Source organism: Paraburkholderia sediminicola (genome assembly GCF_046027825.1).
GTDB lineage: Bacteria > Pseudomonadota > Gammaproteobacteria > Burkholderiales > Burkholderiaceae > Paraburkholderia > Paraburkholderia sediminicola_D.
Map to the genome: position 1 here is coordinate 39,155 of NZ_JAQQDU010000029.1, position 18,225 is coordinate 57,379.

Annotated in this window: 15 protein-coding genes; 5 read left to right on the top strand and 10 right to left on the bottom strand. The window is 62.5% G+C overall.

Annotation, left to right across the window (positions count from 1 at the left end; all coding sequences use genetic code 11):
• Positions 1-54: 54 nt before the first annotated feature.
• Entirely contained in the window at positions 55-1,206 is a 1,152-nt protein-coding gene (locus tag PQQ96_RS17625) for an NHL repeat-containing protein (RefSeq protein ID WP_408294225.1), read from the bottom strand.
• 100 nt (positions 1,207-1,306) lie between these two features.
• Complete coding sequence (locus PQQ96_RS17630) at positions 1,307-2,830, bottom strand: carbohydrate porin (RefSeq protein WP_408294228.1); 1,524 nt, start codon at positions 2,828-2,830, stop codon at positions 1,307-1,309.
• A gap of 497 nt (positions 2,831-3,327) precedes the next feature.
• On the opposite strand from PQQ96_RS17630, the gene PQQ96_RS17635 reads away from it, so the two are divergent.
• The 3 genes from PQQ96_RS17635 (at position 3,328) to hutC (PQQ96_RS17645) (ending at position 6,088) form a co-directional block, all read left to right on the top strand.
• On the top strand, positions 3,328-4,167 hold the full coding sequence (locus PQQ96_RS17635) for an arylamine N-acetyltransferase family protein (protein WP_408294230.1): 840 nt from the start codon (positions 3,328-3,330) through the stop codon (positions 4,165-4,167).
• Positions 4,168-4,265: 98 nt separating this feature from the next.
• Positions 4,266-4,946 (top strand): methyltransferase family protein, encoded by a 681-nt coding sequence (locus PQQ96_RS17640; RefSeq protein WP_408294232.1) that lies wholly within the window; start codon positions 4,266-4,268, stop codon positions 4,944-4,946.
• A gap of 458 nt (positions 4,947-5,404) precedes the next feature.
• A complete protein-coding gene (gene hutC, locus PQQ96_RS17645; RefSeq protein WP_408294332.1) occupies positions 5,405-6,088 on the top strand; it encodes a histidine utilization transcriptional repressor HutC in 684 nt (227 codons plus the stop codon).
• A gap of 37 nt (positions 6,089-6,125) precedes the next feature.
• Here the strand turns inward: hutC (PQQ96_RS17645) and hutC (PQQ96_RS17650) are convergent, their stop codons facing one another.
• The 5 genes from hutC (PQQ96_RS17650) to PQQ96_RS17670 form a co-directional block, all read right to left on the bottom strand.
• Positions 6,126-6,875, bottom strand: coding sequence for a histidine utilization transcriptional repressor HutC (gene hutC / locus PQQ96_RS17650; RefSeq protein WP_408294234.1), 750 nt, complete (start codon positions 6,873-6,875; stop codon positions 6,126-6,128).
• Entirely contained in the window at positions 6,872-7,741 is an 870-nt protein-coding gene (locus tag PQQ96_RS17655; protein ID WP_408294237.1) for an amino acid ABC transporter ATP-binding protein, read from the bottom strand. Before PQQ96_RS17655 ends, hutC (PQQ96_RS17650) begins: the two co-directional genes overlap by 4 nt.
• A 20-nt stretch (positions 7,742-7,761) precedes the next feature.
• Positions 7,762-8,424 (bottom strand): amino acid ABC transporter permease, encoded by a 663-nt coding sequence (locus tag PQQ96_RS17660; RefSeq protein WP_408294240.1) that lies wholly within the window; start codon positions 8,422-8,424, stop codon positions 7,762-7,764.
• Positions 8,425-8,454: 30 nt separating this feature from the next.
• Complete coding sequence (locus tag PQQ96_RS17665; RefSeq protein ID WP_408213261.1) at positions 8,455-9,105, bottom strand: amino acid ABC transporter permease; 651 nt, start codon at positions 9,103-9,105, stop codon at positions 8,455-8,457.
• A 103-nt stretch (positions 9,106-9,208) separates the two neighbouring features.
• Positions 9,209-10,036, bottom strand: a complete 828-nt coding sequence (locus PQQ96_RS17670) for a transporter substrate-binding domain-containing protein (RefSeq protein WP_408294242.1) — start codon at positions 10,034-10,036, stop codon at positions 9,209-9,211.
• Between the two features lie 284 nt (positions 10,037-10,320).
• On the opposite strand from PQQ96_RS17670, the gene PQQ96_RS17675 reads away from it, so the two are divergent.
• Together PQQ96_RS17675 and PQQ96_RS17680 are read left to right on the top strand one after the other, a co-directional pair.
• Positions 10,321-11,310: an isopenicillin N synthase family dioxygenase gene (locus tag PQQ96_RS17675; protein ID WP_408294245.1), complete on the top strand. Its 990-nt coding sequence runs from the start codon at positions 10,321-10,323 to the stop codon at positions 11,308-11,310.
• On the top strand, positions 11,307-12,758 hold the full coding sequence (locus PQQ96_RS17680) for an FAD-binding oxidoreductase (RefSeq protein WP_408294248.1): 1,452 nt from the start codon (positions 11,307-11,309) through the stop codon (positions 12,756-12,758). The genes PQQ96_RS17675 and PQQ96_RS17680 overlap by 4 nt, the downstream gene beginning before the upstream one ends.
• A gap of 25 nt (positions 12,759-12,783) precedes the next feature.
• Here the strand turns inward: PQQ96_RS17680 and PQQ96_RS17685 are convergent, their stop codons facing one another.
• The 3 genes from PQQ96_RS17685 to PQQ96_RS17695 all read right to left on the bottom strand — a co-directional run bounded on the left by PQQ96_RS17685 (position 12,784) and on the right by PQQ96_RS17695 (position 18,120).
• Positions 12,784-13,389: a hypothetical protein gene (locus PQQ96_RS17685; RefSeq protein WP_408294251.1), complete on the bottom strand. Its 606-nt coding sequence runs from the start codon at positions 13,387-13,389 to the stop codon at positions 12,784-12,786.
• A gap of 355 nt (positions 13,390-13,744) precedes the next feature.
• Positions 13,745-14,527, bottom strand: coding sequence for a substrate-binding domain-containing protein (locus PQQ96_RS17690; protein ID WP_408294253.1), 783 nt, complete (start codon positions 14,525-14,527; stop codon positions 13,745-13,747).
• A gap of 182 nt (positions 14,528-14,709) precedes the next feature.
• Entirely contained in the window at positions 14,710-18,120 is a 3,411-nt protein-coding gene (locus tag PQQ96_RS17695; RefSeq protein ID WP_408294256.1) for an alpha/beta fold hydrolase, read from the bottom strand.
• Positions 18,121-18,225 lie beyond the last annotated feature (105 nt).

An 18,225-nucleotide genomic window follows, 5' to 3' on the forward strand; every position in this document is an offset into this window, starting at 1 on the left:
CGGGGTTGCGTCCGGCTCGATGGCCGGATCTGCGTCCGTCTTTGCTTCTTCGTTTTACTTCGCGAGCACCAGGGTGTTCACGTCGTCCTGCACGTAGTAGAAACCGTCGCCTTCCGGCGTCATCGCGAGGCCGAACAGATCGCCGTTGCCCGGGGGCGATTGTGCCTTGTCGGTGTCGATCCAGCGAGCGTAAATCTGCTTGCCGCTGGCGGGATCGATTTCCACGATCTGGCCGTTCAGCGCGTTGGTGACGAGCAGGTGGCCGTTGGGCGCGGTGACCATCGCGAGCGGGCGGTGCAGCAGGCCGTCGGCGGTCAGTTGACGGCCCACGCCAGCGCTGGTGTCGCGCGTCATCGGTTCGTCGATTTCGGTGATGCGGTTGCCGATGGCATCGGACACGTACAGCAGTTTCTGATCGTTCGACAGCGCGAGTCCGGTCGGGCCGACGAGGAACACACCCTTGTCGGCCTGCGCGCCGAAGCCGCTGCCGATCACGGTTTCCTTCTTCACGACGGGCGGTTTGCCGGCCGGCACGTCGAGGTCCAGACGCAGCACGGTGGCCTGCTTGAACACCGGCGGATTACCGTCCGCACCGCCCACGCCGAAGCCCGCATTGCTGACGAACAGCGTCGCGCTCGTGCCGTTATCGACGACCGCCATGTTGCCCCACGGATCGTTGATGTTCGGACTGTTGATGGTCGACGCAACCTTACCGTTCGAATCGAGCACGATCAGACAGCCGGCGCCCTTGGTGCCCGTTGTACCGTCATTGCTTGGCGTGCTGCCAATAATCACGTAGCCCGACTTGAGCATCGTCATCGCGGTCGACAGGCCGATGCCGCCCGGGCACTCCTTCAGATCGCGCGGCACCGTGGCGAACACCGTCATCTGCTTGGTGTCCGGGTGATAGTTGACGATCGTGCTGCCGGTGCCTTGCAGATTGGTCGAGTTGTTGAAGTTGCCGACCAGCACGTCGCCTTGCTTGACCGTGCCTGCGGTGACCGGCGCGACCACGACCGCGTACGGATTCTGATCGCCATTGTCCGGCACGGTGTTGATCAGCGTGGTGTGATGTTTGATGGTTTCGAGGAAACCTTGCGGCTCGGCGTGCGCGACGCTGGCCGTTGCAAACGCGGCAGTGCTGACAGCGGCGGCGATCAGGGCCCGCGCGGCGCGCGGCGAGAATGTGCGCGTGGGATTGTTCATGATTGAGCCTCCGTGCCTGCGCACAAAGCGGTAGTTGCGGTCATGATCGAAAGCATGGGATTCGATTTGTCTTGAGCGTAGGTGTTAATGGCGAACGGCATCAGAAGGTGATGTTGGTCCGCAAGCCGATGACGAAGGTGTTGCGCAGCGGCTGCGTCGGGTCGCTCGGATTCTGGCCGGCGCCGGCATTGAACGTGTATTGCGCATCGGCTTGCAGCTGCCACCACGGGTTGACCTGGTACTGGTAGGTCGCTTCGAGCGTGGTTTCGCTGGTGCGCACGCCATATGGGCCGCCGCTGAACGCGAGGTTGTCCTGGTCGAGGCCGTTCGTGTGGTTGCCGATCTTGATGTAAGTCAGCGCGATGCCGGCGCTGTCATTGTCGCGGCCTGCGAACGGGGCTTTCAGTACGACGCCCAGGTTGGCGGCGACACTCACCAGGTTGCGGTCGCCCGGTGCGCCCATCACGCGCGCGAAGACGTTGAGGCTGCGTGGCTCGTCCGGATCAGGACGCCAGATCATCTGGTCGGCTACCGCGTAGAAGCTGTAGTCTCCGTGGTGATTCTGTGCGACGCCGGTGCTCGCCGGGTTCGCGAGCGACAGGCCGGTGTTGTCGAGGCGCTGATCAGCGAAGCTGCCGTTGTTGTACCAGAGGCCGAGCTTGTAGGTACCCGGCAAACCGCCGCCACCGGCGCCGACCATTTCGCCGTCGGCCGGCTGGTTGATCGCGTACTGCAACTCGCCGATGAACAGCGTGCCGTTATGCAGGTTGAAGTTGGTGCCGCTCTTATTGTTCGGGTTGTTGCCGAGCGGATCGCCGTCGAATACGCCGGCGAGCGCCGTCAACGAAGGCGTGATCTGTCCGCGCACGCGCACGCCGAGATCGGACAGCGGATACGCGGGACCGCCGGACGGCATGTCATAGGACGGCAGGGCAGGCCAGCCGAACATCGTATTGACGAACAGCGCCGAATTCGTGCTGGTGATGAATTCCTGGTCGATACTTTGCTGACCGATTTTGACGTCGACACGCTTGTTCAGGAACGACTGCTGATACCACAGCTCCCACAAACGGGTGGCGTCATCGGCTTCGATACCGCTCGCCGTATTCAGCGTGCCCAGCTTGTTGGCGCTGAGATTAGCCCCGTGGATCTGCAAGGCGCTGACGTTGAACAGACCGCCCGGCAAACCGAATGCCTTTTGCGTATCCATCTGCAAGGTCGCGGTCGTGAGGCCGTCGTAGTCCGCGCCGCGCGCCAGACCGCCGCGGAGGTTGTCGAGTACTTCACTGGTTTCGGTGAGCGCGAACGTCACGCCGTACTTGCCGAGCCACGGGCGCAGGCCGCCGATGTCGCCGAGCAACGTCGCGCGGTTCCAGACGCCGGTCCACTGATCCGTCTGGGTTGCCTTGATGTTCAGGTCGGCTTCCGGCGCTTCGGGTGTCGCGTCGGGATTGGCGTCGGCCATGGCGGCGCCGGCTGTCAACGAGGCCCATGCGAAAGCCGTGCAAAGTGCGGCGCGCCGCACCGAGGGCAAACGCGAACGGCGCATGGCGCCGACGCGCGAGACGGAGTCGCGAAGCGAACGCGCCTGGCCGGCGGGTTCAGTTGATTGGGCGAACTTCATCGAAATCCTTATTTGTGTTGTATCGACTGATCGGGCTATCGCGGCGTGACGTCACCGGGTGCCTGCGATTTGCCGCATCGGTTCGCGACGCCAGATGCAGCAGATGGCGAGATCGTACGCATGCGGAATAGGTGCGTCAATACTAATGAGAACGATTCGCATCAATATTACTAGTGTGTAATTTTGATTTTTACGTACTGCTACTAAAGGTTGTTTGGTTGTAAATTAAATGGAATAACAACGTAATGCTTTAGTATGGTTTGGTTGTGTGTGGCGGCGCGCGAGCGGCGTTGAAGGGCGGGGGGCATGAGTGCTTTCTGACGCGGGCGTCACCCGCTCGGGGGCGTCGCCAATCGACCAACGCGGATCACTACGAAAACAGGGAAGGCTGACATCTTGGGCAGACAACAAAAGCAGCTATGATCATCTTCCGAAGCCGCGCGGCGGTGCGAAGCCCTTAAGCACCCAGCGCCCAACACCAAACCGGGACGACACCGATGTCACACACAGTGAATCTGGAAAACTACTTCACCCGCATAGGCTACAAAGGCCCTCGCGCGGCGACGTTGGACGTGCTCCAGGCGCTCCACGAGCTGCACCCCAGATCGATCCCCTTCGAGAACCTGAACCCGCTCACGCGGCGTGCGGTAAAACTCGATCTCGAATCCGTCGAACAAAAACTGATCGCGCAAAAGCGTGGCGGCTACTGCTTTGAACAGAACGCACTCTTCGCGAACGTCCTGACGCAGTTGGGCTTCAACGTAACGCCACTGCTAGGCCGCGTCCTGTGGGGTCGCGAATCCGACGCCATCCCCCCTCGCACGCACATGGTCCTGCGCGTCGACATCAAGAACGAGGCATGGATCGCCGACGTTGGCTTCGGCAGCGTGACGCTCACCGCACCGTTGCGCCTGATTGCAGGCACCGCGCAGCCCACGCAACTGGGCACGTTCCGACTGGCCGACGCATCGCGCAACGCGCTTTACCTCGAAGTCCAATCTCGCGATGACACCTGGGCCCGCGTCTACCGTTTCGATCTGCACCCGGTCGAATGGATCGACTATGAAACCTCGAACTGGTACACCTCGACCGCACCGGATTCTGTCTTCCTGAACCACCTGATCGTTTGCCGGATACTGGCAGAATCGCGCCTGACATTGTTCGATGACCAACTGAACGAACGCGCGGCGGACGGCCAACTGATCAGCGAACGGCAACTCAAAACCGCAGCCGAACTCGCAACCTGCCTGCACGATCAATTCGGTCTGAACACGGGCGAGATCGACATTGCGGAAGTATTCGGCCGCGTGCGCGCACCGGCGACGGTCTCCGCCTGAGACAGACGGGTAACGGGCACCGGCCAAGCGCGCCGGCAACCATCAACCACCACCAACCACCACCAACCACCACCATCTACGAGCGCCACGAACTAACCATGATCACGCGCCTCATCCTGCAAACGGTGGTCTGGCTGGCCTGCATGGGCGCACTGCTGTTCGGCGCCGCGGGCACGCTCGCCTGGCCAGCGGGGTGGTGGTATCTGATCGAGACAGGCGGGCTGAGTTTATGGATTGGTTTCTGGCTGGCGCGCCACGATCCCGGTCTGCTTGCCGAGCGTCTTGCACCGATCGTTCAGGCGCAACAAAGCCGCTGGGACCGCTTTTTCATGGTGGGCGTCACGGTGATGTGGTGCGTCTGGCTTGTGCTGATGGGTTTCGACGCAATGCGCTATCGCTGGTCGGCGCCGTTGCCGGTCTGGCTGGTGAGCCTGGGCTCGCTTTGCATTTTCCTCTGCCTCTTCATGTGCCTGATCGTCTTCAGGGCCAATAGCTACGCCGCGCCCGTCATCAAGATCCAGGCAAGCCGCGGTCACAAAGTCATCGACACCGGCCCTTATGCCCATGTGCGTCATCCGATGTACGCGGCCGCGCTGCTACTGTTCATCGGCACGCCATTGCTGCTCGGCTCGTGGTGGGGGCTCGCCTGCGTACCGCTATTGGTGATCGGTCTCGGCTGGCGCGCGGTGCGCGAGGAGCGCGTGCTGGCCGCGCAACTCGACGGCTATACCGACTACACCATGCGTGTGCGCTATCGCTTCGTGCCGTTTGTCTGGTAGGGCGCGCAATGCGCCAACTCGAAGCGCGTCAGCGCTTCAGGCGCCAACCTGTCTAGACAAAACGCGCCACGCTGGCGGATCCCGCCGCCACCAACACAACGTCCCTCTGCGTTCAAAACGCCCTTAACTGCCTTATTGCGCGGGATTGTGCCGGCGTTGACTCGATGGCCGCCGCTTTATTTGCAATTCGGCTTGCGACTACTTTCTGACTCGTACAGACGTATCTATAAAGGTATGATCGCCGCTGGAACGACGCCACTGCTGCCGAACCCGGGTAATATCCGGCCCGTGCTGGACGCCTCAGTCAGCAGCGCAGATCGTGCTGCATTGGCGAGCGTGACGTATGCCACCCGCGTACCACCCACGAGGTCGACGTGAACACTATTACAAACACAAACGCGCAAACCGTAGAGACACAGGACCGTCCTGGTCACACCCAGGAGGCACCCGCCAAGGCAATGCCCGCCTACGAGCAGATCAAGCGCTACGTGATCAGGCGCATCAGCGAGGGGGACTGGAAGCCGGGCGGTTTGATCCCATCCGAAACGGAGCTGGTCAAGGAGTTCGGCGTCGCGCGCATGACGGTATCGCGCGCACTGCGCGAACTTACGACCGAACGCGTACTGACGCGTGTGCAAGGTTCCGGCACGTTCGTCGCGCCGCAGCGCTACGAATCGACGGTGCTGGAAATTCGCAATATCGCCGACGAAATCGCCGCGCGTGGCCATCGCCATTCGGCGCGTGTGCTGACGCTCGAACCGAGCGACGATCCGCACGCGCTTGAAGCGCTCGGCCTCGCCAGCGGCCCGGCATTTCATTCGTGCATCGTGCACAGCGAAGAGGGCGAGCCGATCCAGTACGAAGATCGCTACGTCAATCCGAAGGTGTTCCCCGACTACCTGCAACAGGACTTCACCGTCGAGACGCCGAATCATTACATGGTGCGGCTCGCGCCGATCCAGCGCGCGGAGTTTCGCATCTATGCGCAGAAGCCCGAAGCGTATGTGCGGCGGCATCTGATGATGGAGATCGGCGAGCCCTGCTTGCAGCTATGGCGCCGCACGTGGGTGGGTGACGACGTGGCGACGTCGGTGCAGTTGTGGCATCCCGCGTCGCGTTTCCATCTGGCCGGCAGTGTGTGAATGGCAGGACGCGGGCGAGGGCACGGCGTACGCGCCGCTAGCCCTGGCGCTGCGACAGATCCGGCGTGAATCGGCACCCCAGCCGGTACCGCGAGCCCGGGTGCACGAAACGCGCGAACGTGACCGCCACGCCGCTTGTCCATGTGCGGCGCATCAGCGTCAGGCACGGCTCATCGACGCGAATTTCCAGCAACTCAGCTTCGGCACGCGTCGGCAGACCTGCGTCGACGATATGCTCGACGTCGTGCGCCGGCACGGTCACGTACAGATATTCGGACGGCCTTGTTGTGGAGAAATCCTGTTTCAGGAAATCAGGCGCGGTTGCCGGATTGACGTAACGGTCTTCGAGTTGCACCGGCAAACCGTTCTCGCGATGCACGCAAATCACATGAAACACGGAAGCGCCGGGCGCGAGCCCTAGCGCGTTCGACACCGTCACCGGTGCGGCTTCACGTTGCGAGAGGACCGTGTCGTAGCTGTATTCGTGACCCCGCGAGCGGATCTCGTCGCCGATATGGGCGATCATCAGCAGCGTCGATTGTGGTTTGGTTTGCGCGACGAAGGTGCCAACGCCTGACACGCGGGTGACGAGGCCTTCATCGGCGAGTTCGCGCAGCGCGCGGTTTGCCGTCATGCGCGACACGCCTAACGCCGCGACCAGGTCCTGTTCGGACGGCAGACGGTCGCCCGCTTGCCGCGCGCCCGATTCGATGATCTGGCGGATGTGGTTTTTGACCTGTTCGTAGCGGGAGGCCGGTGCGTCAGTCACCACGTGCGCGGTTTTCATGGCTGCTCCGCATCGTCGGGCCCGCGCGCCCAGAAGGCATTGCGGTCGAAGTAGTTTTGCAGGAATTGCCGCAAACGTGGCTGGCCCGCGTCGTGAAAGACGTCGCGCGGTTTGCCCTGCACGGCGATGCGCCCCTGATCGATGAACATCACCTTGTCGGCAACCTGTGCGGCAAAGCCCATTTCGTGCGTGACCACGGCCATCGTCATGCCGTCGCGCGCGAGCTGCTTCATCACCTGCAGTACTTCGCCGACCAGCTCGGGATCGAGCGCCGAGGTCGGCTCGTCGAACAGCATGATGTGCGGTTCCATCGCCAGCGCACGGGCAATGGCAACGCGCTGCTGCTGGCCGCCCGAGAGTTTCGACGGGTAGGCATCGGCCTTATGCGCGAGGCCGACTGTTTCCAGCATCGCATGGGCGCGGCGGCGCGCTTCGTCACGCGACAGATGGCGCACGCGCAGCAACGCTTCCATCACATTACCGAGCGCCGTCATGTGCGGCCACAGATTGAATTGCTGAAACACCATGCCAACGTTACGCCGCACGCGATTGATCTCGCTTTGTGACGCTCGTACGCGTTTTCCATTGCGCTCGCTATAGCCGAGCAGCTCACCTTCGATGCGCACGTCGCCCTGATCGTAGGTTTCGAGCGCGGCGAGGCAGCGCAGTAGCGTGCTCTTGCCCGAGCCTGATGGGCCGATAATGCAGACCACTTCAGAGCGGGCGATCTCGAGATCGACGCCGCGCAGCACTTCGACTTCGCCGAAGCGTTTCTTCAGGTCGCGTACTTCGATCAGCGGCGCGCCGGGCGGTGTATCGAAGGCAGCGGTAGACGTGGAGGACGGCATGTCGGCGATAGCGTTCATAGGGTGGTCCGGATTTCCGTTCATGCCATGAAGCGTGCGATGCGGGTTTCGGCCCACATGCCCACGCGCGAGGTCAGTTCGACCAGCGCGAGATAGCACACGCACAGCACCAGCAGCGTTTCGACGAAAGCGAAGGTGGCCGAACCGATGCCGGTCAGCACGAACGTGAGCTCGGGTACGGTGACGATCGACAGCACCGCGGTTTCCTTGCTCAGCACGATAATCAGATTGGTCAGCGCGGGCACGATCAGCACCAGCATTTGCGGCATCTGAATGCGCAGGACGGCTTGCCAGCGGGTCAGTCCAAGACAGGATGCCGCTTCGAGATGACCCGGCGGCACCGATTGAAAGCCCGAACGGAATGCCTCGGCGAAATACGCGCTGCCATAGAGGCCCAGGCCGAGCACACCGGCTGTCATCGGTTCGAGCGTGAGGCCGATGGAAGGGCCGCCGTAGTACAGCAAAAATAGCTGCACGAGAAACGGCGTGCCGCGAAACAGTTCGATATAGAAGCGCAATACGCCGCGCACCCAGCGTCCGCAAAAGAGCTGGAGCACGGCGATCAGAAATCCGATCAGGATGCCGATTGCGACCCCCGCGGCCCAGGTGCCGAGTGTGGTCGCGAGACCGGCGGCAATCGGCTGCAGATTGTGCGTGATGACGGTTGGATCGAGCTTTTGCATGGCTTAGTTCAGTCTCAAGCTCAGGGTCGGTCAGGCGTGCTGCAAACGGTATTCGGCGGCATGCGCGACGAGCGCCAGACTTCCGCAGATTACGAAGTAAATCAGCCCCGCGGCGAGGTAGGCTTCGAGCGGCCGATAGGTACTGGCCGCGATGTTCTGCGCGGTGCGCGTCAACTCGGCCACACCCACCACCGAGATCAGCGAGGAAGCCTTGATCAGCAGCACCATCTCATTGACGAGCGAGGGCAGCGTTAAACGAAACGCCTGCGGCACCAGAATGCGCCGCAGCATATCGAACGGCGAAAGCCCGAGCATGCGCGCGGCTTCGATATGCCCGGGCGGAATGCTGAGGAAACCGCCGCGCAGAATCTCGGCGATATAGGCGGCGGAACACAGCGATACGGCACTGACTGCCGCGACGATGGGCGACACGTTGATTCCGGCGAATGGCAGCAGGTAATACACCAGCAGCAGTTGCACCAGCATCGGCACGCCGCGGAAAAAGAACACGTAGGCGCCGCCGAACATGCGCGCGGCGCGCTTCGGGGAAAGGCGTGCGGCACATACGCCAATCGCGACGAAGAAACCGATCAGGAGACCTGTTAGCGAAATGCCGATGGTGGCGAGCGCCGCATGCAGCAGCAGCGGCAAGCCCTGTAGAAAGACGGTTGTGCTGAACATAAGCGTCGCACTCGCTAGAACGGGGAGGGCGATGCGGCTCGCCGAAGAGCGCGCATCGCAACCATCAGGAACGCCTGCTGCAAAACATCAAGCCATCAGTGCATCAATAGTTCGGCGTCGGCATCGTTGTCGGCGCATCCATCGCGACACCGAACCACTTTTTCTGCAAGGCCGCGAGGCGCCCGTCGTTGTGCATTTTCACAAGCGCCGCGTTGAAGGCATCGGCGAGCGGCTTGCTATCCGCGTCTTTACGCAGGCAGTAGGCAAAGTACACTTTCGCGCCGAACGGCGGCTGGACCACGGCGAAAGTATCGGGGCGTTGTTTGGCGACGTACGCGATGTTGGTCATCGAGTTCGCGACCGCCACGATGCGGCCGGCGGCGAGATCGGCGTAGGCCTGATTGTTGTCGACGTATTCGCGGATCTCAGGCGGTTTCGGCAAGGTGGCGACGTACGTCTTCAACTGGTCGAGCTGGGCCGAGCCTTTGCCCGCGCCGACAGTCTTGCCGGCGATATCCGACGATTGCTTGACGGAGGTGTCGTTGGCGCGCTTGAGCAGCGCGTCGGTGGCGTCCGCGATCGGCAGGGTGTACGTGTAGCGTTCCATGCGCGCCTTGGTGACCGTTAGCGGGCCGCCCACCATATCGAACTTGCCGGCTTCGAGACCAGGCAGCACGCTCGGCCACGGCAAGTCGATGAAGCGCACCTTCACACCCAATTCCTTGCCGACCTCGGCGAACAGGTCCTTGTTGAAGCCCGCTTGCTGGCCGTTTTCAAGGAAGTCGAAGGGCGCGAACTGCATCTCGGTACCGACCACCAGTTCGCCGGCTTTCTTCACTTTGGCGAGCTGGTCTTCCGCGTGGGCGCTGACGCTTGCCGCGCACAACGCCAGCATGACCAAACGACACTTCCAGCCTGCAAGGATGCTCATGGGATTCTCCGGTTGGCAAAGCGGTGTCGCGCGAAAGCGGTTTGTCAGCGGGCCCTGCGCGAGTCATGCGAGGCAGTATATACCGCAGTTTCCACGCGAAATAAATAAACGCGCGAGTAGAGAAAAGCCCTTACGTGAAGCCCTGCGAAGCAGCTTGCGAGTGCGCTTTTGGCGGTATATACAACGAAGACGCACGAGGATGCACGAGGCCCGCAAGCTTCTCGCGAGTGATGTGTGAGCCTCTTTCCTCAGTTGAATTGACCGGCCTTCCAGGGAGCAGCGCAATGCCCGTGACCCGCATTCCGATCATCGATCTTGCCGGCGTTCGCGCGGGCGACCCGCAGGCTTTGACGCGCGTGGCACATGAAATCCGCGAGGCGTGCACGACGATCGGCTTCTTCTACATCGTCAATCATGGCGTGCCGCAAACGGCAATCGATGCAGCCGAACAGGCTGCGCGCACCTTCTTTGCGTTTCCCGTGGAGACGAAGCGGCGCGCGGCGGTCAATCAGAGGCATCGAGGTTTCAACGCGCTCGGCGACGCCACCATGTATCAGGCGAAGCGCCCCGACTACAAGGAGTTCTTCAGCATCGGCCTGGAGTTGCCGGAGGACGACCCCGATGTGCGCGCGGGCCAGGCACTGCGTGGTCCGAACAACTGGCCGGATTTCATGCCCGGGTTGCGGGCCGCCCTGTATGGTTACTACGAAGCGGTCGCGGCCTGCGGCGCCGATCTGCTGCGGGCGGTGGCGGTGAGTCTCGGCGTCGACGAGCATTTCTTCGCGCCGCGCTATACGAAGCGGATGCAGCGCACGCAGATGGTCTACTATCCGCCGCAGCCGCCCCAGTCGGACGCGGATCAGTTCGGCGTCGCACCGCATACCGACTACGGCTGCATCACCTTGCTCTGGCAGGATCGGGTGGGCGGCTTGCAGGTGCGCGAGATCGCCAACGATACGTGGGTCGATGCGCCGCCGGTAGAAGGCAGCTTCGTGGTAAACGTCGGCGATCTGCTGGCGCGCTGGACCAATGACCGTTTCCGCTCCACCTTGCATCGCGTGATCAATGCGTCGGGGCGCGAGCGCTATTCGATCGCGACGTTCTATGATCCCACTTACGGTGCGATGGTCGATCCACGTGAACTCGGCACGAGCGACGCCGACCTCAAGTACCAACCGGTCGCCGCGGGCGACTATATCCTCGGGCGGATCAACGATTCGATGGGTTATCGGAAGAAAGCAGCCGTTGAAGGAAAGCAAGGAACCATTGCATGACAGATAACAGTTTGGCAAGCGGCATAGCAGGCAGCAGCACGGGCGGCAACGCAACTCCTGGCGCTGCGCCGCTTTCCGCAACGCTCGATGCGCTACGCGCCGCGCTCGGCGCCGATGCGGTGCGGGTCGGCGAGCAGATCGGCGAACACGCGATGACCGACTGGACACGCCACGCCCCGACACGTCCAGCCGCGCTGCTCTTGCCGCGCAGCACGGAAGAAGTGTCACGCGCGCTGGCGATTTGCCACGCAGCGCATCAACCGGTAGTGCCGCAGGGCGGTATGACGGGTCTCGCCGGCGGTGCGATTGCGCGTGCGACCGATATTGCGTTGTCGCTCGAACGGCTCACCGGCGTGGAAGAAATCGACACCGCTTCGGCCACGCTAACCGTGCGCGCCGGCACCACCTTGCAAACGGCGCAGGAAGCCGCCGCCGAAGCCGGCTTCGAACTCGCGCTCGATCTGGGCGCACGTGGCTCGTGCCAGATCGGCGGCAATCTGGCCACCAACGCGGGCGGCAATCGCGTGATCCAGTCGGGCACCGCGCGCGACCAGGTGCTCGGCCTCGAAGTCGTGCTTGCCAATGGCGACGTGCTGACTTCGCTCGGCAAGATGGTCAAGAACAACACCGGCTATGACCTGAAACACTGGTTCATCGGATCGGAAGGCACGCTCGGCGTGATCACGCGCGCGGTGCTGCGGCTTCATTCGCAACGGGCGGCGCGCCACACGGCGCTCGTCGCACTCGATGGTTACGATGCCGCCGTGAACCTGCTGCGCCGCCTGTCGACGAGCTTTGGCAACGACATCGGCGCGTTCGAGATCATGTGGCCGGATTTCTACGGTTTCGGCGTGAAGCTGACGGGTACGCGCTCACCGTTCGCCGACTCACACCCGCTTTATGCACTGATCGAGCACGCGAGCTTCGACGCCAGCGACGACGGCGAACGCTTCTCCGCCGCGCTGACTGAAGCGCTCGACTCAGAAGCGATCCGCGACGCGGTGATCGCGCAATCGGTCGCTGACGTGCGCGCGTTATGGGCGATTCGCGAGTGCACCGCCGAGTTTCCGGTGCGGCTGGATGCGATCAACTTCGACGTGAGTTTGCCCATCGGCGAGATCGGCGCTTTTGTCGACCGTTGCCGCGCGGCGCTCGATCAGCGCTGGCCGGGCAACGTGTCGTATTTTTTCGGCCATATCGGCGATTCGAATCTGCATGTCACCGTCGACGGCCATTCGATCCCCGGTGTCGATCATCACGCGGTGTATGCGTTCGTCTACGAGATGCTCAGGCCGTTGCACGGCTCGGTGTCGGCGGAACACGGAATCGGCTTGCTCAAGCGCGAGTTCTTGCCGATCTCGCGCTCGCCGGCTGAATTGGCCGCCATGGCGGCGATCAAACACGCATTGGACCCGCACGGCATTCTGAATCCGGGCAAGCTGTTTTGAGCGAGGTGGCGCGTACGTGGCCCGTTCAGGGCGCGGGCTCGCCGATGGGCTGTTCGCTGACAAGCGTGCGCAGTTCGCTAGCGAAACGGGCGTAGAGCCACGACAGCGTGACGGCGCTCAGCACCGAGAACAGTGTACTGAGAAACCCCTGGCCCGCCGCGGTAAGCATGAGCTGCTGTACGGGATGCAATCCTGCGAGGAGCGGTTTGAGGACGACCGCGATGACAATCCCGATCAGCATCAGCGGCGCCGCCACGACGAACATCATGCCGGCGATTTGCCAGAAATGCGTTCGACTGTCGCGCCAGGCGGCCTTCAACGCAAAGCGGCTGCCAAGCGACAACGCGGGGAACAGAAGACTGACCCGTACCGCGATGAACAGGCCGGCGGCGAATGAAAGCAGTAGCGTGACTGCCGAAACAAGAGGAAGATTGAAAACGGCCTTTCCGATCACCATGATGGCGATGGCAAGCAACAGCGTCGCTATGCCGATCACCCCGTAGAGCCCAACATAGCGCGGCACCACCCCGCGTTGGACGGGAAATAGCGGCTTTTCTCCCTCACCTAGCAGCACCGTGCGATGAATCTTGACAGATAGCAGGGCGCCGATGACGACGCGCGCGAGATTCATCAGGCTCGATCCGGGCGCGGCTCGCATCGCCTCGTGAGCGCCTGCATCCGGCGGCGCCGCTGCGGCGGCGAGAATGTCAGGAAAGGCGAACGTGCACGCCAGTGCGGCCATGAAGCTCAGTAAGAAGAACGGCATCGTGGTCACAATTTGCCACGTACTCAACCACGATTTGCCGGCGCACTCGCCGAAACTCATTTGCTGCATGTCGGTCACTCGTATCGTTCGTTAATGTTGTTACCCAGCCGGGCAGATTCTATGCCGCCTTGCGGACCTCGAAGGAGGGGCCCAATGCTGTTTTTCAAGGCAATGTGGATGGGATGATACGTGTTTGGCCGGACACGCCCGGGTTGTTTCGTCAATGCGCCGCGACAGAGTCCAACCCGGTCGATCTAACATCGGGTTGCGCCGCGGGTGAAGCGAGGTAGTCGAGCAGCGCCTTCGCCTCTTTCGGATGCTCCGCGCCAACTGGAATGCCTGCGGCAAATCGCGTAACCGATTGCACCGACTCCGGAATCTTTCCAACGAAGGTGGCGCCCGGTACCGGCAGCAATTCGCTGACCTGCTGGAATCCCACCTCGTAGTCGCCATTGGCTACGACCGACGCGACCGGGATCCTCGGCACCATCGTCGCTTTGGACTTCACCTGATCCTCAATGCCGAGTTTCCTGAAGAGCTCGCGTTCGATATAGACACCGCTTGCGCTGTCCGAGTAGGCGATGGATTTTGCGTGGAGCAAGGTCTCCTTCAGCGACTCGACAGAGCTGATATCCGGTTTCGGTGCGCCGTTACGCACCACCATACCGATGCGAGAATCGGCAAGCTCGACTCGCGATCCGGGAATCACCTTGCCTTGCTTGATCAGATCGTCGAGCGCGTAGCCGACCATGATGACCACGTCCGCGGATTCGCCGCGTTCGAGCCGGTTCGGAATGGCTTCCGGCGATTTACCCATCGACGGCCCGAGTATGGTGTCGAGGGTATTGCCCGTCGACGTCGTGAACTTGGGGCCGAGCAGTTTGTATGCGGCGGTGAAGCCGCCCGAAGTCATCACGTGGAGTTCGGCTGCCTGTACGTCTGCAGTTGCAACGGTGCTGGTCAGCAGCCCAGCGGTCAACATGGTCAGAAAGAAGGTTTTCATCCGAATGGGCGTAGCAGTCTGATGTGGATAAAGGCGTGATGGGCTCACGAGGCCAGGTGCGTCGACCCGCTTCCTTGATAGATACCACACCTGAACCGGCGCGGGAACAGCGAGCGGCGCGCAACCCGTGCACGCGCCGGCCGGATTCCCCGACCCTATGGCAACGCCGCGCTCAACTTTCGTCAATGCGCATTCAGATACCGCGCAATCACCGGATAAACATCCTCTGCTGCATTCTTGCCGAAGATACAGTCGATATGCCCGTAGCCGGGAATCAGATGCCGCTCATAGGGCTGCTCGGGGAAGCGATTGACCAGCATGTCGTACGTGAGCTCGGTACTCTTTGGCAGATAGGTTTCGTTTTTTTCGCCGTGGATGAAGCCGATCGGCAGGCGCATGCCTTCCAGACCCCGCATGCCGTCCGCGCCGCTCAGGTAGACGTCCCGGCCTTCGGCATCGACAACCTTGCCCGCCCGCACCATCGCAGCGAGATGCTTAAAGACGGAGACGTCGTGCACGCCGAGCAATTCCTGCAGGTTCGAATGAAGCGTCTCGTTCAATTTTTCATGTTCGTAGAGCAGGCCGTAAAGGAAGGTGCCCCTGTGGCAGATCGGGCTGCCGCAGCCCTGTTTGTGAGTGAGCGGGTAGAGCCGCAACGCTTCATCGAGCAGGTTATGGGGCCACGACCTGTGCTCCGTGAAGGCGGTCAAGTCGAGTACGCCGAGATGTTGCATGATGTCCGGGACGTGCAGCCCGCACTTGATCTTTTCGAGCGTGCCCGGCACCGGATGTGCTGATACCTGCGAGATGACCACCGAGCGCACGCCCTCGAGGCCGTACAGCAGCGACATCGTCAACGCCAACCCACCCATGCAGTGGCCCAGCACCTGAATGTCCGGCAGGCCGGTCAACTCCCGCACTTTGGCGACCGCGGCCGGAATGTCCTCGCGAGCGACCTTGTCGACGTTAGTCGGCACGAGCACGCTCGGCATCTCGATGCTGACGCGGAGATCGACGAGCCACACGTCGTAGCCTGTCGCACAGAGATATTCCACCAGGTTGGTCGTGATCAGATCGGTAGAAAAGATGCGGCTCGACACGCCTGAGCCGTGGATCAGCAGCACGGGGCGCAGCGGCGTGTTGGGCGGCCCGGCGTAGCGTGTGAGCCGCAGCGTGGTCTTATCGGGCGTGTCGAAGAAGACCACTTGCGGCGCGGGTGCGCGCAGCACGCGCTTCAGACGCGGCGGCGCCTTCGGATCATAAAACTGCAAGGGCGCAGCCACGCCTCCGTATTCGCTGAACAGCACGCCCGCGAAAAACTTGCCGAACTTCAGCGTCCATTCAAGGCGCGTTGTCAGATCGGGTGCGTTGGTGACTTCAAGCGTGCGTTGCTGCTTGAGGAAATTCTCGGGCGTGATGATCAGCGTTGCTTTGCCGATCGCCGGCGGATCCGCTTCTGCCGACTCGCGAATTTCGGCGTAGAGCGTGTTGGTCTGATCCCAAAGATTGATCGGCGACGTACGCGTGATGATCTTCTGCCCGCTCAGGTAGTAGGTCTTGCCTTCGGTCGAATTAAGCGTCATGCGGTAATTCATGTTGCGCTCGTCCACATCCGATTCGTTGACTACGAACAGGTTGAAGGTGCCGTCCGTGATGGTCATCGGTTGCGCGGAGAGCGCGGGGCAGGTCAGCGTGCCCGTGGTGTGGGCCAGATGTTGCGGATTGCTCAGCATGTCGGCCAGATCGTCCGATTCGACGGTCAGGGTGAATTCGATCGGACTGGTGGCGGCATCGCCCGCTACGGCCGGCGTATAGGTGCCGATCATCGTTTCGGTGAAGCGCAGGCCGATCTTCTGGGGCGGGGGCGTACCGGCCGTGCCCACGGCCTGGTAGTCGATCTGCCAGTCTCGCGCGTTCGCAAGCAGCGCGCAATTGCGCTCCGCCAGCGCGGAAATCGTCAACAGCGGATTGACGCCGAGCGACATCGGCATGACCGCGCCATCCATCACATACAGGCCTTCGTGCACGGCATCTCCTGTCGTGCCGCTGAAGACCCGGCCCTGATGGTCGACGACACCGCGCTCCGCATCCTCGCCCATCCCGCAGCCGCCGAGCGGATGCACGGTGACGGTGCGGTTCTTGAGCATTCTGGTCGAAATCGGGTTGCGCACGTATTTGCCGCCGAGCGGCGCCTGCGCCTTCTCGAGCGTTTCTTCGACGGTGCGGAAGATCGGCTGCTTGCCGGCGTTCGGCCAGTCGATGCGTGGCCTGCCTTTGTCATCCACGCTGATCTGGCCGCTTTCGTCGTCATGCGCCATGACCAGGTAGGTTTGCGTATGGTTGAGGGCGCCGTGATAGGGGCCGCGCAGGAAGCTCTCGATCACGCGAGCGTCGTAATCTGCCGGTTCCCCGGCGGCGCGCGGCGCGGGAATCTCGACGCCTTCGAGCGGCGCGGCGCCGCCGAGCAGGGCGACCATCGCAGCGCCGACCGGCCCGGCGAGCGAGCCTTCTTCGATCACGAAGCCGTCCGTCACGTCAGGGGTGTTGCGGTGGTCGATGATGCCGGTAATGGTCGGCCCGACCGGCGGGATCTCGCCCAGCAGGTGCACGCCCCAGCCGACACCGTTGATCACCTCGTCGGTGTTGTACGCGAAGGCCAGTACGTCGCCATTCCCGGTGAAGTGTTGGCCGAGCATGTCCGAAACGGTTAGCCCCGCCTCGCGCGAGCGCAGCAGCAGGGCGGTCGAACCGATCGTGCCGGCCGACACGATGACGATATCGGCGCTCACGAACAGATCCGGCGCTTCATAGCTCTCGCGGCCCAGCTTCACCTCCTGAAAACGCACGGTCCACTGTTGCGTGGCCGCATCGCGCAACACCGAGTGCACCGCTGCGGCCGTGAAAATATGGGCGCCGTGCGCAACCGCATCGGGCAGATAGTTCAGGTGCGTCGAATTCTTCGCGTCGTAGTTGCAGCCGGAGTTGCAATCACCGCATCCGACGCAGGCGTGCTGCGCGACGCCCGCAGCGTTGATGCGGTCCTCGAAGGTGACGGTGACCGGCGGCGGGTAAAAGCGATCCTCCATACCGAGCGCCTGCGCGGATTGTTTGAGCGCCTGCAGTTTCGGCAATTGCAAAAAATCGCCAGACACCGGCGACGGTTGCAGCATGGCGCGGGCAAGTTCGTAGCCCTTGTCGCGTCCCGCCTGGTCGACGCGTAGCGCCTCGGGCCAGCGGGCGTCGTCCCATAACCGCGGGTCGGCTTCGAGCGCGACGTTCGCGTTGATCAGCGACGTGCCGCCCAGTCCGCAGCCCACCACCGCATTCACGTCTTCATTCACGTGCACTTCGAGCAGCGCGAGCGGCGAGCCGACTTGCGCGAGAGCGGTGTTGTATTGCACCTGCGCGGCGCCTTCGAGCGGCGTGCGCGGAAACTCGCCGGCCATGAATTCGCGCCCACGTTCCAGCACGCACACGCTGCGGCCGGCGCGCGCCATACGGCTCGCGGCAATCGCACCGCCATAACCCGAACCCACCACCACGACATCGTAATGCGACTGCATGGCTGTCAGGGCGCTCGATAAGCGGTTCATTCAGACCACCTCGTCAGGAAGGGGATGCCGGGTAGGGGAACCCGGACTTCGGAAGGAAGACGGCGTGCGGTTGCGGCTTTTTTATCGTAGGCGGTGCGCGATGAC